Below are 23,626 nucleotides of genomic sequence, written 5' to 3'. Positions count from 1 at the left end.
CCTGCGGGACGGATTAGATAAAGCAGAAAAAAACGGCTTTGAGCCGTTCCAATCCCCGTGTACTATCTGTAATGATTTCTCCATTCACCTTTCGTATTGAAGCCAATACAAAATAAGCGCAGCTTTCCCGAAGCATTGCCCTGTTACACACTGCCAAACACTGCCACAGAACGCCAATACAGGACAGGTTGAATAAAGCAGGTATATATCTGCATTCTTTTGTGTAGGCATTTGCGATTGCCTGTATATGTACGTATGGACGTAGCTGCGTAGCTACGCAAATACGCAGGCAGGTAATCAGGCAAATAGCCATGTATGCGAAGGGGTAAGCCTGTATGAAATGATGTAAGCAGCCATGCAGGTAAGCAAATGAAAACATGCAGTTGCATCCACCCGCATACGGATAAAATCACAGGCATAAGGATGTGTGCTTTTAAGCACCTGCATACAAAAGCCTGCAAATAAAAATGTGCGGATGTGCCATTGCACCGATGCGCATAAATGGATAAGCAGCTATAAGCGTATAGCTATACATAAATAGGTAGATAATTAAAAACAATTATGCACATGGACACGAACAAACAACCTTTGTTTATCGCCTTTTCCTCCCAAAAGGGAGGTGTAGGCAAAAGCACCTTTACCACGCTGGTGGCAAGCCTGCTTCATTATCGGCTCGGCTATAATGTTGCCGTATTCGACTGCGATTTTCCGCAACACAGCCTTATGCAAATGAGGGCAAGGGATATGAGCAGCATAATGGGCAATGAGGTGTACAAAAAACTGGCTCATAAACAATTTACGAGCATCAACAAAAAAGCCTATCCCGTTATGCAGCACCGGGCAGACGGTGTACTGGATGCCGTAACGCAATTCCTGCAATCGGCTACCGTTTCGGTGGACGTGGTTTTTTTCGACCTGCCGGGTACGGTCAATTCCGCAGGGATATTGAAAACGCTGGCGGGTATGCACCACATCTTTACGCCCATCATTGCCGACCGTGTAGTGATGGAAAGCACGTTGATTTTTACGCAAGTCCTGAACGATGTTGTCAGGAAGCAGGGCGCAACGACTATCCAAAGCATCAGCCTTTTTTGGAACCAGGTGGACGGCAGGGAAAAGTCCACCTTGTACGGCGTTTATGAGGACTTGATTAAGAAGTTAGGCATTCACCTTATGCGTACCCGTATCACGGATAGCAAGCGTTTTCGCAAAGAGGGCGAAGCCAATGCAAAAACCGTCTTTCGCTCCACCTTGCTCCCTGCCGATGAGCGGTTGATGAAAGCCTGCCGACTGGATTTATTTATGGATGAATTTTTAAGAACCGTGAAATTGTAGCCCTATGGAAAATCAGAATAAAAAGAAAAACCAACCGGAGATAGACGAAGAATTTTTAATGAACATTATCGCCGATGGTGTGAAAAAAGAGGGCTTAACCGTAACGCCTGAACCGCCCCAAAAGCAGGAGCCGGAGAAAGCGGACAAAGAGCCGGACAAGCCTGTGAGCAGGGAAAGGAACCGCTCTAAAAAATCCAGCGAAGCGGACTACGAGCAGCTATTTTTCAAACGAGCGGAAACTAATGCCCGTTACGGAAAATCGGTGTACATACGTCCTGATTTTCACGAAAGGCTCACCCGTATCGTGCAGGTCATCGGTGAGGATAAGATAACGATATACGCCTACCTCGATAACCTGCTGGAATACCACTTTCAGGAATTTGGCGAGGACATTATCAAAAGTTTTAACGACAAGTATAAACCTATTATATAATCATAGTCATGGAAAAGAACAATAAAAAGCAGACAGGCAAACGCAGCTACGGGAGCCAGTTTTTAAAAAAGCACTCAATGAACCGCAGGGGCGATAAAGCTATCTACGTCCGCAAAGAATACCACGAACGCTTATCCCGTATTGTACAGGTTATTGGCGGTGGCAATATCCCTTTGTATGCATACCTGGACAATATACTCAAACATCATTTTGAGTTATTTAGCGAGGATATTGTAGAAGATTTTTATAAAATGAACAAACCACTTTTTTAGTCATGGAAATTATAATCGTTATCTGTTTGCTCATTGTCATTGTGCTGTTAGCCAAAGACAAAATCATCATTAAAAAAGTGGTGAAAGGTAAACCTGAACAATCAAGGGTAAATCCTGATTTGCCGGAAATCGTGGGCAGACCAAAGCCCGTAGAACGACACGTAGTGCCAACTGCTGCCACTCAACGCCAAAAAGAAGAACAGGCAGAAATAGCTGATAATTTTGAAACAGAAACCCACGAGACAGGTTTTGCGAGGGAAATTCCGCCGGAGGAATTGGATGAAGTTTTTGGGAGTGAACCTGTATCCGATTTTGAGAATGAGGACGAGGAATGGGAAGAACAGGGATTGCCGAACAGCGACAATGGGTTTGCCACAGGGGTTACCTACGAGGAACTGACAACCGTGGGGGCATTGCTTCAGAAAGATACATTAGAGCCTGCCTCTCAACAAAAAGCGGTGGATATAGTTCAGCGAATGCAGGGAACCGAATTGTTTAGTCTGCTCGAAAACTCCATAGAGGGGGCTTCACGAAAGATTGCGGAGCTGCTGGATAAGAGCCTCCCTGCCAGAGCGGATTTCAGTTCTTCCGATGTGCGGAAAAGTGATGTGGGTGATTTTGACATCGGGGAGTTTGTCTGAAAAGACAGCTTCCCTTTGTTTTTTAAACGTGTTCCAAAATGGTTACCATGAAAGATTTAATAAAAACGGCTGACGAGATAGCTAAAAAAATGAAAGAAAAGGGATATGAGTATTTTAATATCAAGCGGGGAGCAACTGGAACCGATTTTAAGACAGCTCTTGGTTCTTATTTGCATTACGCAGGTTTCAGCAAAACAGAACCCCTAATATTTCCGGTTTATGCAGGCTCGGCGGTAGCTGCTACCTCACCCGACAATCCTTATACCTGGGCAACATTTAAAATTGTGGATGATGCCGAAAAAGGTTTACGGATTGATACAATGGCAATTTCGATGTATGAATGCTACGATGGGGGATTAAGAACTCATTTGGAATTGAAGTTGAAATCACTGGATGATATTCCATCAAGACAGGATGCCTCAAAGATGATTGAAGAAAGATGGCAGAAGCAGTACCAAAAAAACCAAATAGTTAATTACTTCAATAAAACAAGCATGATTAGTAAGAATGACCCCAATTATATATTCGAGGAATACAAAGGATATACAATCGCCAGCCACAAAAACAACGTTGTGGGAAAAGATATTGACAACCTAACTATCGTCTACCGTTCAGACGAGTTTCCCAATCACGGGTTTATTATTGGACTGGATGACAGCAAACTGTCAGGACGAAGAAAATCAGTCCCGCATAATATGGAAGATGCAAAGGCTTACATTGATTGGGCAGTTAAAGTGCGTGAAGAAAAGACCGTGAAAGCCAAGACTGAAATACCCAAACCGCCGCAACGAAAAGGGCGAAAGATGTAATACTCTAATCAAATTTTGGAAACGTCAAAACGGTTTTGTTTTGGCGTTTTTTTATTGCCCTGAACCTGACTATAACGCCACTCAACGCCAACTAATTCCACTGAAAGACACATCGTTATTGCGCCTTGATTTCCGTGAGACTTTTGTTCCGAAAGCCCGCAACGAGGCGGGAAAATGTAACAAAATAATTCATTCAGATTATGGAAAAACAAAGCAAAAAAGTGTTGCTGACAGGCGCCCTGCTGCTGTCGGCATTTGGTGTGTTCGCACAAGGGAACGGCTCGGCTGGTATTACCGAAGCTACGCAAATGGTAACTTCTTATTTCGACCCCGCAACCAAATTAATCTATGCGATTGGTGCGGTCGTGGGCTTGATAGGGGGTGTAAAGGTTTACAACAAATTCAGTTCCGGCGACCCTGACACAAGCAAAACGGCGGCATCGTGGTTTGGTGCTTGTATCTTCTTAATTGTTGCCGCAACTATTCTCCGTTCATTCTTCCTGTAAACCGATGCCCTATGAGTAGTTACAACATTAACAAAGGCATTGGAAGAACGGTCGAGTTCAAAGGGCTAAAGGCGCAATACCTGTTCATTTTTGCGGGTGGCTTGCTCGGCGTGCTTATCCTCGTAATGGTGATGTACATGGCAGGCGTAAACTCTTACGTGTGCCTGTTCATCGGGGCTGGTGGGGCATCGCTCATCGTGTGGAAAACATTCGCATTGAATGGCAAGTACGGCGAACACGGATTGATGAAAGTCGGGGCAAGAAAAAGGCATCCGAAGTATATCATCTGCCGCAGGTCTGTACACCGCTATTTGAAGTTCACCCCTAAATCCAGCGCCCTATGAGAAACACAGGAAAAGCCACAACGCTGGAAAGCAAGTTTCCATTATTGGCGGTGGAACACAACTGCATCATTTCAAAAGATGCAGACATTACTGCTTGCTTTCGTGTACACCTGCCGGAACTATTCACGGTAGCATCGCCTGAATATGATGCCATTCATTCGGCGTGGCATAAGGCAATCAAAACCTTACCGGATTATTCCATTATCCACAAACAGGATTGGTTTATCAAAGAAAGTTACGCACCTGATATTGCGCAGGACGGATTGAGTTTTCTTGCGAAGTCCTATCAGCAGCATTTCAATGAGCGACCTTTCTTAAATCATTACTGTTACCTGTTCCTTACCAAGACCACCAAAGACCGGATGCGGATGCAAAGCAACTTTAGTTCGCTTTGTAAGGGCGTGCTTATCCCGAAAGAGATAAGGGATAAAGAAGCCGTCCGCAGGTTCATGGAGGCGGTAGCGCAGTTTGAGCGGATAATGAACGATAGCGGATTTGTGAAGCTGGAACGCCTTACCGAAGATGACATTATCGGCACAGGCGACACGCAGGGTTTGCTGGAACAATACCTAACCCTTTCAAGAGAAATGGGAACTCCGATGCAGGATATAGCATTGGGAAGTGAGGACGTGCGTATCGGCAACAAACGGCTGTGCCTGCATACGCTTTCGGACACAGACGATTTGCCCGGAACGGTATCGGCAAATACGAGGTATGAAAAGCTATCTACCGATAGAAGCGATTGCCTTTTGTCCTTTGCTGCTCCGGTGGGTCTGCTCCTTAGCTGCAATCACATTTACAATCAGTATTTGTTTTTGGATAACAGCGATGAGAACCTGCGCAAGTTTGAAAAGTCCGCACGTAATATGCACTCGCTGGCACGGTACAGCCGGGCTAATCAGATTAACAAAGAATGGATAGAAAACTACCTGAACGAAGCGCATAGTTTCGGGCTATCTTCTATCCGTGCGCACTTCAACGTCATGGCGTGGTCGGATGACCCGCACGAGTTAAAACAGCTAAAGAACGATACAGGTAGTGCGCTGGCTTTGATGGAATGCAAGCCACGCCACAATACTGTGGACGTTGCCACGCTGTATTGGGCAGCTATGCCGGGCAATGCGGGCGACTTTCCGAGTGAAGAAAGTTTTTACACGTTTATAGAACCTGCATTATGCTTCTTTACGGAGGAAACCAACTATCAAAGTTCGCCCTCACCGTTCGGTATCAAAATGGCGGACAGGCTTACGGGCAAGCCCATTCATTTGGACATATCGGATTTGCCCATGAAAAAAGGCATTATCACGAACCGCAACAAGTTCATCTTGGGACCATCAGGTTCGGGTAAATCTTTTTTCACCAATCACATGGTTAGACAATATTATGAGCAGGGCGCACACGTACTGCTCGTAGATACAGGTAATTCGTATCAGGGATTGTGCGAACTGATTAAGGGTAAGACCAAAGGAGCAGACGGGGTTTACTTCACCTATACCGAAGACAACCCCATTGCCTTTAACCCGTTTTACACAGACGATGGCGTATTTGATATTGAAAAAAGGGAAAGTATCAAAACGCTTATCCTTACCCTTTGGAAACGGGACGATGAGCCGCCCAAACGCTCCGAAGAAGTAGCATTATCCAATGCTGTTTCCGGCTATATCGAACACATCAAAAAGGATGATGCCTATCCCTCGTTCAATGGTTTTTATGACTACGTGCAAGGCAATTACCGCAAGGTATTGGAAGAAAAGCAGGTAAGGGAAAAAGACTTTGACATTGCCAATTTCCTGAACGTGCTTGAACCCTATTACAAGGGCGGGGAATACGATTATTTGTTGAACTCCAACAAGCAGTTAGACCTACTTTCCAAACGCTTTATAGTCTTTGAAATTGATGCGATAAAAGACCACAAAATTTTATTTCCCATAGTCACGATTATCATTATGGAGGTCTTCATCAACAAGATGCGCAGGCTCAAAGGCGTGCGTAAACTCATACTGATTGAAGAAGCGTGGAAGGCGATAGCGAAAGAGGGCATGGCAGAATACATTAAGTATTTGTTCAAAACCGTCCGCAAATTCTTCGGCGAGGCGATAGTCGTAACACAGGAGGTGGACGACATTATCCAGTCGCCCATCGTCAAAGAAAGTATCATCAACAACAGCGATTGTAAAATCCTCTTAGACCAGCGTAAGTACATGAATAAGTTTGACGACATCCAAGCGATGTTGGGGCTTACGGACAAAGAAAAAGGGCAGGTACTTTCCATCAACATGAACAATGACCCAAGCCGCCTTTATAAAGAAGTTTGGATTGGGTTGGGTGGCACGCACTCCGCCGTATATGCTACCGAAGTTTCTCTCGAAGAATATTTAGCCTATACCACCGAAGAAACCGAAAAACTGGAAGTGATGCAGCTTGCCCACGAGTTGGGCGGCAACGTGGAGCAAGCCATTAAGCGCATCGCACTCCAAAGGCGTGAAAAATCGAATAGTTATTAATCATTTAAAAATCAGAAACAATGAAAAAAGCAATGTTACTGGCGCTAACGGCATTTATGCTCGCCGTAGCACCATCCGCTAAGGCGCAATGGGTAGTTACCGACCCTGCCAATCTTGCCTCCGGTATCATCAACTCCGCAAATGAAATTGTACAGACCTCGAACACCGTATCGAATGTGGTCAAAAATTTCAACGAGGTAAAAAAGGTGTACGAACAGGGCAAGGAATATTACGACAAACTGAAAGCCGTAAGCAACCTTGTCAAAGATGCCCGTAAGGTACAGCAGACCGTTTTGCTGGTGGGCGATGTGTCCGAAATGTATGTAAAGAATTTCGGCAAGATGATGAACGACCCCAATTTCTCGCCGCAGGAACTCTCGGCGATTGCCAACGGTTATTCAACGCTCCTGAACGAAAGCACCGAGCTATTGAAAGAACTCAAACAAATTGTTACCAACACCGGGCTTTCGCTGAACGACAAAGAGCGTATGGATGTGATAGACAAGGTGTACAACGAGGTAAAGGAATATCACAACCTTGTGCGCTACTATACCAATAAAAATATCTCTGTGAGCATTTTGAGGGCTAAAAAGAAGAACGACAGCAAAAGAGTATTGGAGTTGTACGGAACCGCAGAACAAAAATATTGGTAAGCTATGGAATGGAATAATCTTCATGAAATGCTGCGCAGCCTGTATGACGAAATGATGCCTTTAACGGCAGATATGGCTGCGATAGCAAAAGGCATCGCCGGATTGGGCGCACTGTTTTATGTTGCCCTAAAGGTCTGGCAGGCGTTGAGCCGTGCGGAACCGATAGACGTATTTCCTTTGCTCCGTCCGTTCGCCATCGGGCTTTGTATCATGTTTTTTCCGACAATGGTTTTGGGTACTATCAATGCGGTAATGTCGCCCGTTGTGAAAGGTACGCACGGGATGCTCGAAGACCAGGTGCTTGACCTGAACAAGCTGCAAGAGCAAAAAGACAAGCTGGAATACGAAGCCATGATACGCAATCCCGAAACGGCTTACCTCGTAAGCGATGAGGAATTTGATAAGAAGCTGGACGAATTGGGATGGTCGCCGTCAGATTTGGCAACCATGTCGGGAATGTACCTCGACAGGCAAGCCTACAAGATAGAGAAAGCCATAAAGGAGTGGTTTCGCAACCTGTTGGAAATTCTCTTTCAGGCGGCGGCATTGGTCATAGATACGATACGGACATTCTTCCTTATCGTGCTGTCCATATTGGGGCCGATAGCCTTTGCCATAAGCGTTTGGGACGGATTTCAGTCTACGCTTACGCAATGGCTGACCCGATATATCAGCGTTTACCTGTGGCTGCCCATATCGGATATGTTCAGCTCCATACTGGCAAAAATACAGTCGCTCATACTGGAACGGGATATTTCCATGTTGTCAGACCCAACGTATATCCCTGATACCTCCAATACCGTGTACATCATTTTCATGATTATCGGCATAGTGGGCTATTTCACTGTCCCAACGGTAGCAGGATGGGTAATACAGGCGGGCGGTGCAGGAAACTTCATGCGCAACGTAAACTCTACGGCATCAAAAACCGGAAACCTTGCCGGAGCCGGAACGGGAGCCGCAGTAGGCAATATCGGCGGCAGACTATTGAACAAAAAATAATCATCGTAAAAATGGAATTTAAGACTTTAAGAAACATCGAAAACAGTTTTAGACAGATAAGACTGTATGCTATTGTCTTTGCCGTTCTCTGCATTAGCGTGGTGGGATATGCCGTATGGCAGTCCTACCGCTTTGCGGAGTTACAAAGGCAAAAGGTTTATGTACTGGACAATGGCAAATCATTAATGCTCGCCTTAGCACAAGATGCCAGCATTAACAGACCTGTGGAAGCCCGTGAACACGTAAGGCGTTTCCATGAGTTGTTTTTCACCCTCGCACCGGATAAGAACGCCATTGAAAGCAATATGAAGCGGGCTTTTAACCTTGCTGATAAATCGGCTTTTGATTATTACAAAGACTTATCGGAAAAGGGCTATTACAACCGTATCATTTCGGGCAACGTGCAACAGCGCATTGAGGTAGATAGCGTGGTTTGCAATTTTGATAACTATCCCTATGCGGTGCGTACCTACGCCAAGCAATTCATTATCCGCTCAAGCAATGTTACAAGGCGTAGCCTGATAACCTCCTGCTATCTCGTGAACTCCGTTCGTTCGGACAATAACCCACAGGGCTTTAACATCGAAAAATTTGCCGTGCTGGAAAATAAAGACGTGGAGGTCATAGAACGCTAAAATCAATTTTATGGAAGCATTATCAGATTTAAACACGTTTGCCAAAATCCTTACCGACAAAGGATATAACGGCTATTTCCATACGCAGGGTGCGTATGCCGGAAAACTCAAAGACAGCATAAGCGAATACCTCGAAAGCTGCCGGAAAGGTACGGAGGGCGCAGCGAAGCCTGTATTGCTGGTTACGGGCTATCTGCAATGGGCTGGTGAAGACAAACCCCGTGTGGAATGCAGTATGTGGGTCAAGTGCGTGAGCGGAAAATTTTTCCTTTCCAAAATGGAGGTTGCACGAAAAGACCAATACGGACAGTTACTGAAACAGTCGCAACTGATAAACCTGTCCGTGATTACTGCGCCCAAGGCAAGGGAAGCTATTGCCTTGGTCAGTGATGAGCCTAAACGGAAAATTGCCTATCAAAAAAAAGTACCAGGATGTAATAACGGAAAATAGTTAAGGAATGAAAAAGTTACGAACAGAAATCAATAGGTGGATTGACAGGCTGGATGACAGGTGGCGGGAGTTACCTGTAAAGAAACAGCACCGCTATACGCTGTTACTTTTTGCTGGCTATGTTTTGCTATCCATTATCGTAATAGCAAAAATATGCTACGATGTTGGCGCAAGCGATAGCAGGCTCAAAATAGAGCATATCGAAAACCCGCTTATTAAACAAAACAAGTCCCCGGTATCTCCGCAGGACAGTATAACAACAATTTTAAAAAATCAATTGTATGAAAGATAGCGAAAACAAAAGAGTAAGCATTTTGGTCGAAGATGACGACCCAAAAAGCGTAATGGATGCGCCCAAAGACCGTGCGCAGAACAAAGCCGAAAAGCTGAAAAAGCCAATCATTTTTGTGCTTATGGCTGTGGTATTTCTCGGCTGCATGTATTTAATCTTCAAACCGTCTTCCGATAAGAAAAAACCCGAAGAAATAGGTTTGAACGATGCCGTACCACAGGCGACCGATGCGGGTTTGCAATCGGATAAGCAAAAAGCGTATGAGCAGGAGATGCTCGAAGAAAAAACAGAAAAAGAGCGTAACGCACTCACTTCCCTTTCCGATTATTGGAGTGAGGACAGTACCGTCGACAAAGAAGCAGTTGCTCCGGATGAGGATTACGAAGACGGATCTGCTTACGGAGGCGGTACACGCAGGGGCGGCAATCCGGCTTTGAACAGTTATAAAAATGCCCAAAGTACGTTAGGCTCGTTCTACGATAACAGCGATTACCAAACGCAGGAACTGCGTAGGCAGGTTGACGAACTAAAAGAAAAGCTGGCAGAAAAGGACGTACCCGCAACAACGACCGTTCAAGACCAAATGGCTTTGATGGAAAAGTCATACGAAATGGCGGCGAAATACCTGCCCTCGAACAATCAGGGACAGGCTGGCAAAACTGATACCACTGTTTCAGTGAAAGGCGGTACACAAAAGGAACATTTTGTAGCGTTCACGCCCGTAAGGAAAAATGCGGTATCAGCCCTATACCGTGAGCCAACCGACAGTGCGTTTTTGGCAAGCTGGAACGAAACCCGCAACAGGGGATTTTATACCGCCGGAACAAAGGAGCAGGTCGTACAGCCAAAAAACAGCATCAGGGCAATAGTTCAGGAAACGCAGACCATAACCGATGAAAGCGGTGTGCGCTTGCGCTTGCTGGAAATGGCAAAAACGCCAAGCCTTACTATTCCGGCTGGAACGGTGCTAACGGCAAACGCCAAGTTTTCAGGTGGTAGGTTACAGTTAAAAGTAACGTCTATCGAATTTGAGGGCAATATTATCCCCGTGGAAATAACGGTGTACGATTTGGACGGACAGCAGGGATTATATGTGCCATATTCTCCCGAAATGAACGCCCTTACCGAGATAGCCTCCAATATGAGCCAAACCTCCGGCACGTCCATTATGATGACCCGCTCCGCAGGACAGCAGGCAGCAGGCGACCTATCCCGTGGCGTGGTGCAAGGTATATCGGGTTACTTCTCCAAAAAAGTAAGAACGCCGAAAGTTACCGTCAAAGCCGGTCATCAGATTTTCCTCGTCTCAAAAAACTAATGTTCAACACTAAAAATCAGAATTAAAATGAAAGCAATATTTAAAAGCCTTTTGGCAATGGTTTGTTTGATAGCCTTTAATGTGGGCGTGAATGCACAGCAGATTGCATCCAATACAAGCAAATTAAGCATGGGTAAGGTTGAACCTTACGAAATGCAGGTAACATATAATAAGACCTCACACCTGATATTCCCGGCAGCTATCCGTTATGTCGATTTGGGCAGCGAGTACCTTATCGCTGGCAAGGCAGATGATGCCGAAAACGTACTGCGTATAAAGGCTACCGTTAGAGACTTTACCGAAGAAACCAACTTTTCCGTGATTACCGATGACGGGCGTTTCTACAACTTCAACGTTTATTATAGTGCCTATCCTGCTACGCTCAATTATGACCTGCTTACAATGCAAAAAGCATCTGACCGGGATAACGGTAATGATGTGCTTTTTGAGGAACTGGGAAGCAATTCGCCATCGCTGGCCGGATTGCTTTTAGAAACGATTTACAAAAAGGATAAAAGGATTGTAAAGCATATCGCATCCAAAAGTTACGGTATTCAATTTCTGCTCAAAGGCATTTACGTGCATAACGGGAAATTCTATTTCCATACAGAACTGCGTAATAAAAGCAATGTGCCGTTTAACATTGACTTTGTGAATTTCAAAGTAGTGGATAAGAAAGTAGCAAAACGTACCGTAGTGCAGGAAAAGCCGATGACACCATTGCGTATGTATAAACCGCTTACGGAGATTGCCGGAAACTCGACCGAACAAAACGTGTTCCTGCTCGACCAATTTACGATTACCGATGATAAGGTGCTGGTCATTGAAATCTTTGAGAAGAACGGCGGCAGGCAGCAGACCTTAGAGGTGGAAAATTCCGACCTCGTAAACGCAAGGCAAATCAACGATATGCACCTGAAGATTAATTAATCCAAAACAGAAAGAACAATGATAAAATACATTTTTTCCGTGATGCTTGCCGTGTTAGGCATGACGGCAGCACAGGCGCAAAGGATGACACCCGGACAGAAAGGGCTGGAAGTAAACGCAGGTTTGTTGTCCAAAGAGGTAAAGGATAACTACTATCTGAATTTGACCCTTACCGTAAATAGCAGGAATGGTAATTACTGGATTTGGGGTGCAGAATATACCCACCAATTTGCCGATTACAGGACTGTACAGATACCCCTTGAAACCTATACGGGCGAAGTGGGGTACAGTCTCCAGCTTTTGGGGGATGCGAGAAAGACAATAACGCTCAATGCGGGGCTTACTGCCGTTGCCGGGTATGAAACCATTAACCGGAGCGAAGCAACGCTGTATGACGGCTCTAAAATCCTCGACAAAGACAATTTTGTTTACGGAGCCGGGGGGCGGTTGTCTTTTGAGACATATTTGTCCGACAGGTTTGTGCTGCTCCTGCAAGGTCGTACCAAAGTATTATGGGGTACGGATTTAAAACAGTTCCGTCCATCGGCAGGCGTTGGGCTAAGGTTTAACTTTTAAAAATAATAACGATGAAACGATTTTTGAATAGAAACAAATTTGTGTGGCTGCTTCTCCTGGTCTTTGCAAGTGCCACTACATTATCATCATGTGATAAGGAAGAATTGGAAATACAGCAGAATTACCCGTTTGAGGTCAAAGTGATGCCTGTTCCGGGAGACGTGACAAGCGGACAGACCGTTGAAATAAGGATTACGATTGAGCGGAGCGGCAATTTCAGCGATGCGGGTTACTTTATCCGCTATTTCCAGTTTGACGGACAGGGTACATTGCGGTATTATAATGAACCGCCGTATATGCCCAATGATTTGTATCAGTTGCCTGCTACACAGTTCAGGTTGTATTACACTTCGCAGTCCACCGTATCGCAGTCATTTGATATATGGATAAGCGACAATTTCGGGAATGAAAAGCAGGTAAGTTTTCAGTTTAACAGTACTGATTAAGAAAGCGGTTGTATCAGTGAAAAATAAAAAGTCGTCTGACCTCAATAGTCGGGCGACTTTTTTTGCATTTTGCAAAATGAGTTGGGATTGTTAGGTAAAATATTCCGTTGCTATTCCACCTATTCCCAAACTGAAATATCTCCCGTTATCGGCTAACGTTTTTACGGCGGTTACAATCTCATCGGGGTCGGCGTATTTCAGCACATAGCCCGAAACGCCTGCATTCAACATATCCGTAACTCTCTTTTCGCCATCGTCTGTGCTTGAAACCAATACTTTTAAATGGGGGTATTCTTCGAGCAACAATTTTGCTGCTTTAAAATCTTCTTCTACGATACAGACATCGGGTAAATCATTACCTGCTATTTTTTCGAGGGCTTGTTGTGCGTTGCCTGCTTGAAATAGTATCTCAAAACCGGAGCCTGTAAGCTGTTTTACAGCTAAATCACGAAGCTGCTCATTGTTATCTACTATCGCTACCTGAATTACATTTTTATTACTCATAATTGCTATTACATTTTTTATTTTTTAAACAATCCTTTCCAGCCTTTACCTGAATTAGTAACGGGTGGTTCTTCCTTTTTAGTTTCTGTCTTTTGTATATCCCTTATGTTGTGCGTAGTAAGCCAATTATAAAAGTCACCTACATTGTCAGGTGTGAAATTTACGATTTTGCCATTTTTGAGGGAAATAATAAAGCAGTCAATAGTTACTGCAAACGCCGATAGCTCGGAAGCAGAAAATTCTAAGGCAGGATAGGTATTGTTTGCAGTGTCCATAATATCCGTTTTTTTAGTGGATGCCTGCAACAAAAAAAGCGCAGGCAACTACACTTACCGACATTAAGGCACTGGTACGCCTCTCTCCGAATAAGCGAGCGCCCACGCCATAGCATGAGCGTTCTTACTTATTGCCTCGGAGATATAAAAATTACCAGTTTCTAATGTCGAGACTTAAAGCAAAAACACTTTAAGATTTTTCTATATTTTCAAACACAAATATAGTGAAGCTAAAAACGTTCAGCAACACTTATTTACTCTATAATTGTAAATATCATTCAGCAAATGCTTTATATTTTCATCTCTCTTAAATGTCTGATTTCTTCTTTCAGTTCATGAAGCATTTGAAGAATAACAATATTCTCTAATTGAAAATCATCTTTTGAAAATTCCTTTGTTGCAATGCTGCAAGCAAATTCCCAAATTTCAAAAATATCTGACAGGTGGATATGATAAGATTTATAAAAATCATTATCGGGGCATACCTCCAATTCTTCGGCGAAGATTTTGGAAAGCCTTTTATAAGTAATGCCCTCGCTCCGGGTAATAAACACATAGGTTTTGCCCGCTTTTAAATCGGTACGCCGTTCAATATATTTGCCGATTATATATGAGCCGTCAGGGTGCGGAGGCATGGAGCCACCCTCGGCAGGGAATGCCCTGTATTTACCTACGGTAAGAAAGGGTAAAGAAATGGTTTGCAGGCTTTCGATATACTCCGGGTCAGTGTACCCGTTCAGATAACCCATTGATGCTTTATGTGGGATAATCTCTATTTTGTTTTCGCCCCGGCTATCCACTTTTACGGGCAGCAATATTCTATTGTCCGGCAGTTCCAAAACATCTTTTAAGTTGTACTTTCTCAAATCTATCGAAACCAATAAATCTATACTGACATTGTAATATTTTGAAATTTTAAGGAGTATTTCGATTGGTGGTTCTGCTACACCATCCTCATATTTTCCGTAACGTCCACGGGTAATGATAAGGTCATCGGCTACCCGCTGCTGGGAATAACCAAGCTGACCCCGTAAATACCTTATATTTTCAGACAGTAATGACATTGCGAAGATTTGTAGCAACAAATATAAACATTCTTGCTAAAAACCTTAGTAATTTTGAACAGAAGATTTTGTGAGTTATGGAACGTACCATTGTACATTGCGATTTAGACACTTTTTTCGTGTCCGTAGAAAGGTTATTGAATAGCGACCTGATTGGAAAACCCGTGCTGATTGGGGGTAGTTCCGACCGTGGCGTTGTGGCTTCGTGTTCCTATGAAGCACGCAGGTTCGGTGTACACTCGGCTATGCCGATGCGATTGGCAAGACAGCTTTGCCCCGAAGCTGTTTTGGTTCGTGGCGACCATGACCTGTATTCAAAGTATTCCAATATTGTAACAGAAATCATTGAAGAAAAGATACCCGTAGTTGAAAAGGCATCCATAGACGAACACTATTTGGATATGAGCGGAATGGATAAGTTTTTCGGAACGTGGAAGCTAACGCAGGAACTACGCCAGCGTATCATCCGGGAAACCGGATTGCCTATTTCGTTTGGGCTTTCGGTCAATAAGACCGTGAGCAAGATTGCCACCGGAGAAGCCAAACCCTGCGGCGAACGAAAAGTGGATGGGGGTATGGAAAAGCCGTTTTTAGCTCCGCTATCCATCCGCAAAATACCGGGCATCGGTGAAAAAACCTATCCATTGCTCCGTAATATGGGCATATCCCATATTTATGCCTTACAACAGATGAATGTTTTTACAATGAGGCAAGTGTTGGGAGAAAACGGAGTAAGCATTTGGAACAAAGCCAATGGAGTTGACAATAGTGATGTAGTGCCGTTCCACCAGCAGAAAAGCATGAGCAAGGAACACACCTTTGAGCAGGACACGATTGATATGGTTTTATTGCGCAAAATAATGCTCTCGATGGTGGACGAATTGGCATTTGACCTGCGGAAAGACGGTAAACTGACCTCTTGCGTAACGGTCAAAATCCGTTACAGCAACTTCGATACCCAATCTAAGCAGGTTAAACTTCCCTTTACCGCTTCGGAGCGTGTTATCTCGCAAACAGTTCTCCAGCTTTTTGACAAGCTGTACAGTCGCCGGATGCTCATCAGGTTGATAGGTGTAAAATTCAGCAACCTTATCACGGGTTCGTATCAGGCAGATTTGTTTGATGACACACTGGAAGATATGAACCTTTCGAGGGCAATGGATAAAATCAGGATGCGTTACGGGCATCAGTCGGTAGTACGTGGCTTTGCCCTTTAAAATTCGTGTTCGGTATGTTAATTAATTTGCACAGCTATTTTAGTTTGAGGTATGGGACAATGAGCATTGGGACGCTCGTTGAAAACCTCCGTACCTATGGTTATGATACGGCGGTATTAACGGACATTAACAATTCATCGGCAACACTCGATTTTATAAAGCAATGCCGTGAAGCAGGGATAAATGGACTGGCTGGAATGGAGTTCAGGAACGACAACCAATTGTTGTATGTAGGGATTGCCAAAAACGAAAAGGGTTTTAAAGAACTGAACGACTTAATGACCCATGCCAACCGTTCCAAGTCAGCATTGCCAAATATTGCGCCCGAATTTCGGCACGTATCTATCGTTTATCCTTTTGGTGCGGTCAAAGAAAGCGAATTAAAGGATAACGAATACATCGGCATTCGTCCGCAGGAAGTAAACAGGTTTATTGTTGCACCTAAACAGCGTTGGGAACGCTACGTAATTTTACAGCCTGTTTCATTCAGACAGGCAGATTTTCAATTGCATAAACAGTTACGTGCTATTGACAACAATATCCTTATCTCTCAATTATCGGCGGCGCAAATCGGAAAGGAAACCGAATTTTTCATTAGCAGGACAGAACTCTTAAACGCTTACAATCCTGTACCAAAGCTGATAGAAAACACGGGACATTTATTAGCGGATTGCAGCTTTGATTTTGACTTTGAAGGCAGTAAGAACCGGAAAACATTTACAGGGAATAGGTACGATGATAAACAGCTATTGTACAAATATGCTGTTGATGGTTTTGCCAAACGATACGGTGCGGATAATAAACAGGCTAAAGAGCGTGTATTAAAGGAACTGGATATAATAGACAACCTTAACTTTTCCAGTTATTTCTTAATCACGGATGATATATGCCGCTATGCGAGAAACCGTAACTTTCATTACGTGGGTAGAGGTAGCGGTGCAAACAGTATCGTTGCGTACTGTTTGGGAATTACGGACGTTTGCCCCATTGAACTGAACCTTTATTTTGAACGCTTCTTAAACCCGAAAAGGAAAAGCCCACCGGATTTTGATATAGATTTTTCATGGCGTGACCGGGACGAAATGTACGACTACATTTTTAAGCGGTATCAAAGCGAATATACAGCCCTTATGGGAGCAATGAGTACGTTCCGTGACCGTTCCATCATCAGGGAGTTAGGCAAGGTTTACGGACTGCCAAAAAGCGAAATTGACCGCCTTGTAAATGAGCCTGAAAGTATGCTCAATAAAAATGAGGTAACCAATACAATCCTGTCCGTTTACAATCAGATGGCAGATTTCCCTAACCAACGGACGATACACGCTTCGGGGGTTTTGATTTCTGACAAGCCACTCACGTGTTATTCCGCACTGGATTACCCACCAAAGGGATTGCCTACGGTACAGTATGATATGTATGTGGCAGAAGATATTGGCTTTGAGAAGTTTGATATACTATCACAAAGAGGTATCGGGCATATCAAAGATTGCCGGGAAATTATTCGATTGAATAAGGGCGAAACGGTAGATACGTCCGACCCCAAACGCTTTTTTAATGACCCGGTAATTGCGGCGCAATTGCGGTCTGCAAATACCGTTGGCTGCTTCTACATCGAAAGTCCGGCAATGCGGCAGCTTATCAGCAAACTGCAATGTGATAATTATTTGACGTTGGTGGCTGCGAGTTCCATTATTCGCCCCGGTGTAGCAAGTTCAGGAATGATGCAGGCATACATTGACAGGCATTTGAACCCTGAAAAGGTTGACTACATCCACCCGGCATTCAAGGAACAATTAGAGGACACTTACGGCATTATGGTGTACCAGGAGGACGTAATGAAAATTGGTCATCACTTCGGTGGTTTGGATTTAGCGGATGCCGATGTACTTCGCAGGATGATGAGCGGGAAATACCGTAACGTAAACCATTTGGCAGAAATTGAAGATAAATACAATAGCAATTGCCGGGAGAAAGGCTATCCCGAACACGTTGCCAAAGAGGTTTGGCGGCAGATGCAGTCTTTCGCCGGGTACAGCTTCAACAAGGCTCATAGTGCATCCTTTGCGGTAGAAAGCTATCAAAGTTTGTTCCTGAAGACTTACTACCCGCTTGAATTTATGGTAAGCGTGTTGAATAATTACGGCGGTTTTTATTCACGGGAGGTTTATATCAATGAGGTAAAGAAAGCAGGGGGAAATATCTGTTTGCCCTGTGTGAACAAAAGTGCGTTTGATACCTCCATTGTGGGGAGCGATATTTATTTGGGATTTGACTGCCTGTTGAACCTCGAAAGCGAACTGGCGCAGCTTATCCCCGAAGAACGGAAACGTAACGGGGAATATTTGAGTTTGGAAAACTTTAATTTGCGAACGGGTGCAGGATTGGAGCAGATTATAATCCTTATACGTTGCGGTGCGTTCCGCTTTTTGGGAGCAGGTAAAAAAGAATTGCTTTGGGAGGCTCATTTGCTACTGAACAAAAGCAGGGCTGCCCATAATACGCAGGTTGGTCAACTGTTTTTTAATAGTGCCGAAAAGCCGCAATTGCCCGTGTTCGTAACGGATGACTTAGAAAATCTGTATGATGAAATTGAGCTAATGGGGTTTCCTGTTTCGGGTAGTATTTTTGACCTTGCCAAGTCCGATTATCGGGGGAATGCTTCGGCAAAAACATTAGCTTCCTTTCGTGGGCAGGTTGTCAGGGTTGTTGCCCATTTGGTAACACACAAAACGGTGCGGACAAAGACCGGAACAATTATGAAATTCGGTACTTTCATAGATATAGACGGAGACTTTATAGACACGATACACTTTCCGCAAAGCCTGCATAAATCCCCGCTCCGTGGGAAAGGGTTATATCTTATCGAGGGCAAAGTTGTTGTTGATTACGGATGTCCGGCAATAGAGGTACATCGTTGTGCCATGATGCCAATCAAACCCGACCCACGAAGTGTTTAAACTTTAGTGCTGGTATAGTTCTGCTCCAAAATCGCCAGAATATCACTTTCCTTATAAATTATCTTACCACCTATCTGAATGAATGGTAGGATATTGTCATCCCGGTATTGTTGCAATGTGCGCTTGCTGATATGTAACAGCTTGCACAGGTCTTCGCCCGATAAATAAACTTCTCCGTTCATTACAGGACGGTAGTTTTTTAGTATCAGTTCCAAGCGGTTGCGCAATTCCTCAAACTTGCTTTTATAGTAGGCGATTTCCTCTGCATCGCTATCAAAAAGTTCCATACTCATTTGTTTTCGGTTTCAGCATCGGAAGCAAGCAAATGCTGTACGTCCGAGAATTTGTAATAATTCTTCCGGTTCAATTTTGAAAAAGGCAATAGCCCTTTGTCTTTATAGGATTGCAGGGTGCGTTTGGAAATGCCGAGCATTAGGCACACCTCCTGATTATCGAGCCAACGTTCTTCATTAAAAATGCCTATATAGGCTTCGCTTGCGTTGGTGGCAAGCTGTAACAGTTCGTCCAGTTCTGCGGTCATTTCCTTTAGAACAGACTTCGGTATCGCAATTACTTCCATATTCCTTTCCTCACTTTTTTCACGTCAGAAATGGAAATTAGGAAAGGTATTAAGGCGTATCTTATTTGGGTGTGTGTTTGGCTTTGAGTGGTAAGGTTTGGCGCAAAAGAAAACGGTACAAGCCTGTATAGACCTGTACCGTTATAAGATTGTATGTTTATTTCTTTATTGTGGTTTCTGAACCTCTATGTTTTTGGCAGCTATTTCCTTTTTCTCACGGGAATACACCCATAAGGATAACAGCCCGAAAATAATTAAGGCATACGCCACCCATTTGCCAACTTTTTCGACAAATTTAATGGCTACTTTTTTTTCATAACTGGAAAACCCCTCTGCTCCGGTGGGGCTACGCCTGTAAAATCTCCTGCGGTTAATCCAATAACGCAAACCTAAGCCTGCTACCAAAAATATTATTCCTATAACTAATGATGATGCCATAATTCTACCGTTTAAAATTTAGTACAATATCCGCTCCGCTATAAACAAAAATACAATTTATAAATATCGGGTGCATGAAGAAAACTACCCAACTTGGGTAAACTTTTTTGTTTTTAATGCTTTTAATTTCTCGTGCATATCTGCCCAATATGCCTGCCGTTCTTTGTCGCTTTCTACGGGCGGGTTGTGCTGGTATGTTTTGTACCAACCTGCCTGCCGAATGGCTTTATTAAGGTCTGTAACCTCAATCCATTGCCCTTTGTTATTTCTTATTTTCATTGTCTTTGATTTTTTGATTAAGTATTGCTTGTGCTTTTCGTTGTGCTTTCTTCTCTTTTATTTCATAGCCTACGCTTAGATACCAGCGTATCATCGCCGATTTATCAGGATTGCGTACCTGAAATTTATAGGCTCCGTACTTTCTTAGGTCAATCATTACCGTTTTAGAAGTACCTACCACGTCAGGAATGATTTTACCTTTTTCAATGGCACTGTACACGCTGGTGGCATATACCATTTTCCTGAAAGCGAAGTCCATAACCGTCTCATAGGACTTCAATAAATGATTGTTGTATTTGTCGTTTCTACGTTTCATCGTTTTATTATTATTTGTTTAACCTATATGAGCGGTCTTCCTGAATTGTTCTATATGTGCCTCAACATCGTTTAAAGTCTTACACCCGGACAATTCTTTTGATAACCGTTCTATTTCTTCAATCCGTATCAATGCCGAAAAACTGTACTCCCATACCTTACCCTCAACTTTTAGTAGCATCCTATATGGTTTCGTCATATTTCTACGCAACTGTTGAGCCTTTAAAGCGTAGTCGGTATTTTCGGTTGCCCTGTACATTTCGTTAAGCTGTTCCATGCGCCTAAACCTCCCATATCTGATTAGCGGCGATTTGGCTTTTCTGCGCTTCGGCTTTGTACGATACCGTAGGTCTTCCCAAAAATCATCAGGAGTATAACTTGGGTGTTCCTTGCTAAGAATATCGTAGGCAAATAGCGGCTCTTTCTTGTATAGCCGTCTTGCCTTTCGCATCCTGCGAATAGAAGCCAGTCTTTCAGGTGTGTACGGTTTTCCCATTGCTTTTGGATTATTAAGGCAACCGTCATTGCAGACGGTCGTCTGTGGTTTTTATTCCCAATCTTCTTTAAGGGGTTTTGGGTTTGGTTGTATCAACTCCATGTTATCCCATACATGGTTGAAAATTTCCTTTATATCCTTGTCGGAAAGTTTTTGCAATATGATTGCGTGTCGGTAATCGTTATATATTTCTATTTCACGATTTGGAAAACTGCCTGTTGCAATTTTACATGCGCTTCTCCCGCTTCTTATACATAGATGCAGTGTGTTATCGCTCCAACCCTCATAGCCGATTATAAGCGTTTCATCTAAAGGAACCGCACCGGGTAAAGCCTTGTTAACGGTAGGGTCTGTAAAAGTCAACTTTGCAAGGCGGTTGCAATAGGGCATACCCTCGTGTTCTGCCATCATTTTGGCAAACAATACCTGCTCAATAGCACCTTTAGGGTTTTCTATACCAAATAGCAGGGTTTCAATGCTGAATGAGATTTTATTTTTCATGTCTTATTTGTTTATGTCTGTTACAATCATTTTTTCATGTCCAAAAAGCAGGTGTATTGCCTCTTTTAACTTGCTGCCGCAATTTTCCCTCTCTGCATATTCTATCAGGCAGTTTGTAAGGAATATCGCATTGTAGCCGTCAAAAAGCTGGTCGGAAAATACCCGCAAGCTGCGGTGTAGCATTACGTTGTACCGCTTTAATATCTGTTCGGTATTGCCTACTAAGCCAAACCAAAAATCTGCGGTTATCAGGGTCTTGTCTGCCCAAATACTGCGCATATATTCCTCCTGCGCTCTGAAACGTTCCGTTTCCTCTTGTACAAAAACGGTCAATTCTTTTAGGGTGTCGGGGAATAGCTTTGCCAGCAAATACGCCCGTTCTACGTTGTTCATTTCTTTTAATGCTCTCATTGTATTGATTTTTTTAAAGGCGACCACCATTGCAGGCAGTCGCCTTTGGTTAATTAATTAAGTTGAAATACGTCTGCTCCGATTTTCTCGAATGAGGTACACAGGTCAAAGGCTTTTTGGGTCTTTAGCTGTGCAGTACCACCCATTACAATGCTTTGTAATTTGGCTTCATCGTCTTTGTAGTTTCTTACATTCTGAAAGTAGCCTGTAACAGCATTGTACGCCCCGAACAATGTGCCTTTAGTGGTGTTCATCTGTTGCGTGTCGCTGGTCATAGCGTATGCCAAGGCATCATCTACGATATTTTTAAACACGGTAGAAACATCATCTTCAGCACCCTTTTTAATTAGGTCAAGCGTTTCCTTATTTGGGCAAAGCGCAAGCTGTATCAGCTTTCTAACTTCCCTGTCCGATACCTGAACTTTTGCCCATTGGTTGAAAATGCCCTCTAACTGATTGCTTAGGGTGTTCGCTAATCCCATTACCTTGTGAGCGTTGTCAAGGCGTTGTTTTGCGCCTGCTGTGTGCTTAATGCGTACCACATTGCTCATGGTGCGGAGTGATGCGTTTAAGGTGTTTTGGCAAACGATGCGAATAGGTGTAAACGCTGCGGTAATACTTCCGCTACCGTCATGCGAAGTAGTCAAGAAAATGTATTTTTCGGTTACATCATCCCCGTTGCCTACACGGATATAGTCAGGCAGCTTTGCAGTAATGAAAATACGTTCGCCCTGTCCTAATGCTCCTGCTGTCTCGTATAAGATACCATCACCACCGCCTACGATTGCATCAAAGAAATTAAAGGCTTCCCGGTTCTGTACGATATGGTAGTCTTTGCCCACTACGCCTAATACTGCATTGTTATCGGTTCTGATATTGGCGAAGTAGTTAGGTACGTGTAACTGGCTGTCTGCTATCTCGATGCCCTGTGCGGTTTCGATGATGTTTGAGCCTGTGGTAAACAACGGACTTTTTACGACCTCATAGTCAAGCCCTGCATGTTTGATGGCTTCCGCACTTGTTGGGTATTCCTCGATGATTTGCCCTAAGTTGTGCCATGCTTTTTCCTTTACGCTAAAGAATGAATAACGTCCGGTTCTGCTGTTGAAATTAAGATTGTGTGCCATGATTTTTTACTTTTTTAGTGATTGTTTGAATTGAATTTTTTTGAGATTTATTCGGTATGGTGGGGAGGTGCTGTTTCGTTTCGTTACCTTTTCCAATGCTGTTAATCTTCATACCTGACATTTTTTTTATTCGTTTAAGGAGCCGGAGTATGCTATGTTTCGTTTCACGAGCAGTTGAGGTTAGTGTTTAGGAGGCACAAGGTTTTGGGAAAAAATACTTACCCAACGGGTGGAGATTTTTTTTCAAACTTGCATGACCTTTTGCCTCCGTTAAGAACACGTCCAACCTTTGCTCTTGACAACGGGACAAAACGC

Annotated in this window: 32 protein-coding genes; 19 read left to right on the top strand and 13 right to left on the bottom strand. The window is 43.7% G+C overall.

Annotated elements, in window-relative coordinates:
* Positions 1–13: 13 nt before the first annotated feature.
* Complete coding sequence (locus MKS83_RS15625; protein ID WP_240580395.1) at positions 14–313, bottom strand: hypothetical protein; 300 nt, start codon at positions 311–313, stop codon at positions 14–16.
* 254 nt (positions 314–567) lie between these two features.
* On the opposite strand from MKS83_RS15625, the gene MKS83_RS15620 reads away from it, so the two are divergent.
* From MKS83_RS15620 to MKS83_RS15540, 17 genes are all read left to right on the top strand, one after another.
* Positions 568–1,335 carry a ParA family protein gene (locus MKS83_RS15620; protein ID WP_223711899.1) on the top strand — a complete coding sequence of 256 codons (768 nt, stop codon included), beginning with the start codon at positions 568–570 and terminating at the stop codon, positions 1,333–1,335.
* A gap of 4 nt (positions 1,336–1,339) precedes the next feature.
* Positions 1,340–1,768, top strand: coding sequence for a DUF3408 domain-containing protein (locus MKS83_RS15615; RefSeq protein WP_223711900.1), 429 nt, complete (start codon positions 1,340–1,342; stop codon positions 1,766–1,768).
* An 8-nt stretch (positions 1,769–1,776) separates the two neighbouring features.
* Positions 1,777–2,040, top strand: a complete 264-nt coding sequence (locus MKS83_RS15610; protein WP_223711901.1) for a DUF3408 domain-containing protein — start codon at positions 1,777–1,779, stop codon at positions 2,038–2,040.
* A gap of 2 nt (positions 2,041–2,042) precedes the next feature.
* On the top strand, positions 2,043–2,681 hold the full coding sequence (locus MKS83_RS15605; protein WP_223711902.1) for a conjugal transfer protein TraD: 639 nt from the start codon (positions 2,043–2,045) through the stop codon (positions 2,679–2,681).
* Between the two features lie 47 nt (positions 2,682–2,728).
* Positions 2,729–3,490 (top strand): hypothetical protein, encoded by a 762-nt coding sequence (locus tag MKS83_RS15600; protein WP_223711903.1) that lies wholly within the window; start codon positions 2,729–2,731, stop codon positions 3,488–3,490.
* A 200-nt stretch (positions 3,491–3,690) separates the two neighbouring features.
* Complete coding sequence (locus tag MKS83_RS15595) at positions 3,691–3,996, top strand: DUF4134 domain-containing protein (RefSeq protein ID WP_223711904.1); 306 nt, start codon at positions 3,691–3,693, stop codon at positions 3,994–3,996.
* A gap of 11 nt (positions 3,997–4,007) precedes the next feature.
* Positions 4,008–4,340 carry a DUF4133 domain-containing protein gene (locus MKS83_RS15590; RefSeq protein WP_223711905.1) on the top strand — a complete coding sequence of 111 codons (333 nt, stop codon included), beginning with the start codon at positions 4,008–4,010 and terminating at the stop codon, positions 4,338–4,340.
* Positions 4,337–6,844 (top strand): TraG family conjugative transposon ATPase, encoded by a 2,508-nt coding sequence (locus tag MKS83_RS15585; protein WP_223711906.1) that lies wholly within the window; start codon positions 4,337–4,339, stop codon positions 6,842–6,844. Before MKS83_RS15590 ends, MKS83_RS15585 begins: the two co-directional genes overlap by 4 nt.
* 32 nt (positions 6,845–6,876) lie before the next feature.
* On the top strand, positions 6,877–7,497 hold the full coding sequence (locus MKS83_RS15580) for a DUF4141 domain-containing protein (RefSeq protein WP_410679614.1): 621 nt from the start codon (positions 6,877–6,879) through the stop codon (positions 7,495–7,497).
* A 3-nt stretch (positions 7,498–7,500) separates the two neighbouring features.
* Entirely contained in the window at positions 7,501–8,499 is a 999-nt protein-coding gene (gene traJ / locus MKS83_RS15575; protein ID WP_223711908.1) for a conjugative transposon protein TraJ, read from the top strand.
* An 11-nt stretch (positions 8,500–8,510) separates the two neighbouring features.
* The gene (gene traK, locus MKS83_RS15570; RefSeq protein WP_223711909.1) at positions 8,511–9,134 is read left to right on the top strand and encodes a conjugative transposon protein TraK; all 624 of its coding nucleotides are present in this window, start codon (positions 8,511–8,513) and stop codon (positions 9,132–9,134) included.
* 10 nt (positions 9,135–9,144) lie between these two features.
* Positions 9,145–9,585 (top strand): hypothetical protein, encoded by a 441-nt coding sequence (locus MKS83_RS15565; protein ID WP_223711910.1) that lies wholly within the window; start codon positions 9,145–9,147, stop codon positions 9,583–9,585.
* Positions 9,586–9,592: 7 nt separating this feature from the next.
* Positions 9,593–9,877, top strand: a complete 285-nt coding sequence (locus tag MKS83_RS15560) for a nitrogen regulatory IIA protein (protein ID WP_223711911.1) — start codon at positions 9,593–9,595, stop codon at positions 9,875–9,877.
* Entirely contained in the window at positions 9,867–11,195 is a 1,329-nt protein-coding gene (traM, locus tag MKS83_RS15555; RefSeq protein ID WP_223711912.1) for a conjugative transposon protein TraM, read from the top strand. The genes MKS83_RS15560 and traM overlap by 11 nt, the downstream gene beginning before the upstream one ends.
* Positions 11,196–11,222: 27 nt before the next feature.
* Complete coding sequence (traN, locus tag MKS83_RS15550; protein ID WP_223711913.1) at positions 11,223–12,125, top strand: conjugative transposon protein TraN; 903 nt, start codon at positions 11,223–11,225, stop codon at positions 12,123–12,125.
* A gap of 18 nt (positions 12,126–12,143) precedes the next feature.
* Entirely contained in the window at positions 12,144–12,701 is a 558-nt protein-coding gene (locus tag MKS83_RS15545) for a conjugal transfer protein TraO (protein ID WP_223711914.1), read from the top strand.
* A gap of 11 nt (positions 12,702–12,712) precedes the next feature.
* Positions 12,713–13,147 (top strand): DUF3872 domain-containing protein, encoded by a 435-nt coding sequence (locus tag MKS83_RS15540; RefSeq protein WP_223711915.1) that lies wholly within the window; start codon positions 12,713–12,715, stop codon positions 13,145–13,147.
* 90 nt (positions 13,148–13,237) lie between these two features.
* Here MKS83_RS15540 and MKS83_RS15535 read toward each other — a convergent pair whose 3' ends face one another.
* From MKS83_RS15535 to MKS83_RS15525, 3 genes are all read right to left on the bottom strand, one after another.
* Positions 13,238–13,651 (bottom strand): response regulator transcription factor, encoded by a 414-nt coding sequence (locus tag MKS83_RS15535; RefSeq protein WP_223711916.1) that lies wholly within the window; start codon positions 13,649–13,651, stop codon positions 13,238–13,240.
* 17 nt (positions 13,652–13,668) lie between these two features.
* The gene (locus tag MKS83_RS15530; RefSeq protein ID WP_223711917.1) at positions 13,669–13,926 is read right to left on the bottom strand and encodes a hypothetical protein; all 258 of its coding nucleotides are present in this window, start codon (positions 13,924–13,926) and stop codon (positions 13,669–13,671) included.
* Between the two features lie 290 nt (positions 13,927–14,216).
* Positions 14,217–14,990, bottom strand: coding sequence for an XRE family transcriptional regulator (locus MKS83_RS15525; RefSeq protein ID WP_223711918.1), 774 nt, complete (start codon positions 14,988–14,990; stop codon positions 14,217–14,219).
* 77 nt (positions 14,991–15,067) lie between these two features.
* On the opposite strand from MKS83_RS15525, the gene dinB reads away from it, so the two are divergent.
* A complete protein-coding gene (gene dinB, locus MKS83_RS15520) occupies positions 15,068–16,207 on the top strand; it encodes a DNA polymerase IV (RefSeq protein WP_223711919.1) in 1,140 nt (379 codons plus the stop codon).
* Positions 16,208–16,221: 14 nt separating this feature from the next.
* On the top strand, positions 16,222–19,164 hold the full coding sequence (locus MKS83_RS15515) for a DNA polymerase III subunit alpha (protein ID WP_223711920.1): 2,943 nt from the start codon (positions 16,222–16,224) through the stop codon (positions 19,162–19,164).
* Here MKS83_RS15515 and MKS83_RS15510 read toward each other — a convergent pair.
* The 9 genes from MKS83_RS15510 to MKS83_RS15470 form a co-directional block, all read right to left on the bottom strand.
* Positions 19,161–19,451, bottom strand: a complete 291-nt coding sequence (locus tag MKS83_RS15510) for a helix-turn-helix domain-containing protein (protein WP_240580394.1) — start codon at positions 19,449–19,451, stop codon at positions 19,161–19,163. The genes MKS83_RS15515 and MKS83_RS15510 overlap by 4 nt on opposite strands.
* A 2-nt stretch (positions 19,452–19,453) precedes the next feature.
* Positions 19,454–19,744, bottom strand: a complete 291-nt coding sequence (locus tag MKS83_RS15505) for a helix-turn-helix domain-containing protein (RefSeq protein WP_223711922.1) — start codon at positions 19,742–19,744, stop codon at positions 19,454–19,456.
* A 165-nt stretch (positions 19,745–19,909) separates the two neighbouring features.
* A complete protein-coding gene (locus MKS83_RS15500; protein ID WP_223711923.1) occupies positions 19,910–20,182 on the bottom strand; it encodes a molybdenum ABC transporter permease in 273 nt (90 codons plus the stop codon).
* 84 nt (positions 20,183–20,266) lie between these two features.
* A complete protein-coding gene (locus MKS83_RS15495) occupies positions 20,267–20,461 on the bottom strand; it encodes a 3-isopropylmalate dehydratase (RefSeq protein WP_223711924.1) in 195 nt (64 codons plus the stop codon).
* Entirely contained in the window at positions 20,445–20,777 is a 333-nt protein-coding gene (locus MKS83_RS15490) for a hypothetical protein (RefSeq protein ID WP_223711925.1), read from the bottom strand. Before MKS83_RS15490 ends, MKS83_RS15495 begins: the two co-directional genes overlap by 17 nt.
* Before the next feature lie 18 nt (positions 20,778–20,795).
* On the bottom strand, positions 20,796–21,272 hold the full coding sequence (locus tag MKS83_RS15485) for a hypothetical protein (RefSeq protein ID WP_223711926.1): 477 nt from the start codon (positions 21,270–21,272) through the stop codon (positions 20,796–20,798).
* A 51-nt stretch (positions 21,273–21,323) separates the two neighbouring features.
* Entirely contained in the window at positions 21,324–21,773 is a 450-nt protein-coding gene (locus tag MKS83_RS15480; RefSeq protein WP_223711927.1) for a hypothetical protein, read from the bottom strand.
* Between the two features lie 3 nt (positions 21,774–21,776).
* Positions 21,777–22,184, bottom strand: coding sequence for a hypothetical protein (locus MKS83_RS15475; protein ID WP_223711928.1), 408 nt, complete (start codon positions 22,182–22,184; stop codon positions 21,777–21,779).
* A gap of 53 nt (positions 22,185–22,237) precedes the next feature.
* A complete protein-coding gene (locus MKS83_RS15470) occupies positions 22,238–23,311 on the bottom strand; it encodes a DUF932 domain-containing protein (protein ID WP_223711929.1) in 1,074 nt (357 codons plus the stop codon).
* Positions 23,312–23,626: the final 315 nt, after the last annotated feature.

The sequence above is a fragment of the Chryseobacterium sp. Y16C genome (assembly GCF_022488405.1).
Taxonomy (GTDB): domain Bacteria; phylum Bacteroidota; class Bacteroidia; order Flavobacteriales; family Weeksellaceae; genus Chryseobacterium; species Chryseobacterium geocarposphaerae.
Note: the sequence above shows the minus strand (reverse complement) of the source record. Positions and strands in the feature narration are given on the sequence as shown.

Coding starts and splice junctions, on each gene's coding strand:
- MKS83_RS15625 (WP_240580395.1), bottom strand. CDS start 313: ATGGCTATTTGCCTGATTACCTGCCTGCGTATTTGCGTAGCTACGCAG.
- MKS83_RS15620 (WP_223711899.1), top strand. CDS start 568: ATGGACACGAACAAACAACCTTTGTTTATCGCCTTTTCCTCCCAAAAG.
- MKS83_RS15615 (WP_223711900.1), top strand. CDS start 1,340: ATGGAAAATCAGAATAAAAAGAAAAACCAACCGGAGATAGACGAAGAA.
- MKS83_RS15610 (WP_223711901.1), top strand. CDS start 1,777: ATGGAAAAGAACAATAAAAAGCAGACAGGCAAACGCAGCTACGGGAGC.
- MKS83_RS15605 (WP_223711902.1), top strand. CDS start 2,043: ATGGAAATTATAATCGTTATCTGTTTGCTCATTGTCATTGTGCTGTTA.
- MKS83_RS15600 (WP_223711903.1), top strand. CDS start 2,729: ATGAAAGATTTAATAAAAACGGCTGACGAGATAGCTAAAAAAATGAAA.
- MKS83_RS15595 (WP_223711904.1), top strand. CDS start 3,691: ATGGAAAAACAAAGCAAAAAAGTGTTGCTGACAGGCGCCCTGCTGCTG.
- MKS83_RS15590 (WP_223711905.1), top strand. CDS start 4,008: ATGAGTAGTTACAACATTAACAAAGGCATTGGAAGAACGGTCGAGTTC.
- MKS83_RS15585 (WP_223711906.1), top strand. CDS start 4,337: ATGAGAAACACAGGAAAAGCCACAACGCTGGAAAGCAAGTTTCCATTA.
- MKS83_RS15580 (WP_410679614.1), top strand. CDS start 6,877: ATGTTACTGGCGCTAACGGCATTTATGCTCGCCGTAGCACCATCCGCT.
- traJ (WP_223711908.1), top strand. CDS start 7,501: ATGGAATGGAATAATCTTCATGAAATGCTGCGCAGCCTGTATGACGAA.
- traK (WP_223711909.1), top strand. CDS start 8,511: ATGGAATTTAAGACTTTAAGAAACATCGAAAACAGTTTTAGACAGATA.
- MKS83_RS15565 (WP_223711910.1), top strand. CDS start 9,145: ATGGAAGCATTATCAGATTTAAACACGTTTGCCAAAATCCTTACCGAC.
- MKS83_RS15560 (WP_223711911.1), top strand. CDS start 9,593: ATGAAAAAGTTACGAACAGAAATCAATAGGTGGATTGACAGGCTGGAT.
- traM (WP_223711912.1), top strand. CDS start 9,867: ATGAAAGATAGCGAAAACAAAAGAGTAAGCATTTTGGTCGAAGATGAC.
- traN (WP_223711913.1), top strand. CDS start 11,223: ATGAAAGCAATATTTAAAAGCCTTTTGGCAATGGTTTGTTTGATAGCC.
- MKS83_RS15545 (WP_223711914.1), top strand. CDS start 12,144: ATGATAAAATACATTTTTTCCGTGATGCTTGCCGTGTTAGGCATGACG.
- MKS83_RS15540 (WP_223711915.1), top strand. CDS start 12,713: ATGAAACGATTTTTGAATAGAAACAAATTTGTGTGGCTGCTTCTCCTG.
- MKS83_RS15535 (WP_223711916.1), bottom strand. CDS start 13,651: ATGAGTAATAAAAATGTAATTCAGGTAGCGATAGTAGATAACAATGAG.
- MKS83_RS15530 (WP_223711917.1), bottom strand. CDS start 13,926: ATGGACACTGCAAACAATACCTATCCTGCCTTAGAATTTTCTGCTTCC.
- MKS83_RS15525 (WP_223711918.1), bottom strand. CDS start 14,990: ATGTCATTACTGTCTGAAAATATAAGGTATTTACGGGGTCAGCTTGGT.
- dinB (WP_223711919.1), top strand. CDS start 15,068: ATGGAACGTACCATTGTACATTGCGATTTAGACACTTTTTTCGTGTCC.
- MKS83_RS15515 (WP_223711920.1), top strand. CDS start 16,222: ATGTTAATTAATTTGCACAGCTATTTTAGTTTGAGGTATGGGACAATG.
- MKS83_RS15510 (WP_240580394.1), bottom strand. CDS start 19,451: ATGGAACTTTTTGATAGCGATGCAGAGGAAATCGCCTACTATAAAAGC.
- MKS83_RS15505 (WP_223711922.1), bottom strand. CDS start 19,744: ATGGAAGTAATTGCGATACCGAAGTCTGTTCTAAAGGAAATGACCGCA.
- MKS83_RS15500 (WP_223711923.1), bottom strand. CDS start 20,182: ATGGCATCATCATTAGTTATAGGAATAATATTTTTGGTAGCAGGCTTA.
- MKS83_RS15495 (WP_223711924.1), bottom strand. CDS start 20,461: ATGAAAATAAGAAATAACAAAGGGCAATGGATTGAGGTTACAGACCTT.
- MKS83_RS15490 (WP_223711925.1), bottom strand. CDS start 20,777: ATGAAACGTAGAAACGACAAATACAACAATCATTTATTGAAGTCCTAT.
- MKS83_RS15485 (WP_223711926.1), bottom strand. CDS start 21,272: ATGGGAAAACCGTACACACCTGAAAGACTGGCTTCTATTCGCAGGATG.
- MKS83_RS15480 (WP_223711927.1), bottom strand. CDS start 21,773: ATGAAAAATAAAATCTCATTCAGCATTGAAACCCTGCTATTTGGTATA.
- MKS83_RS15475 (WP_223711928.1), bottom strand. CDS start 22,184: ATGAGAGCATTAAAAGAAATGAACAACGTAGAACGGGCGTATTTGCTG.
- MKS83_RS15470 (WP_223711929.1), bottom strand. CDS start 23,311: ATGGCACACAATCTTAATTTCAACAGCAGAACCGGACGTTATTCATTC.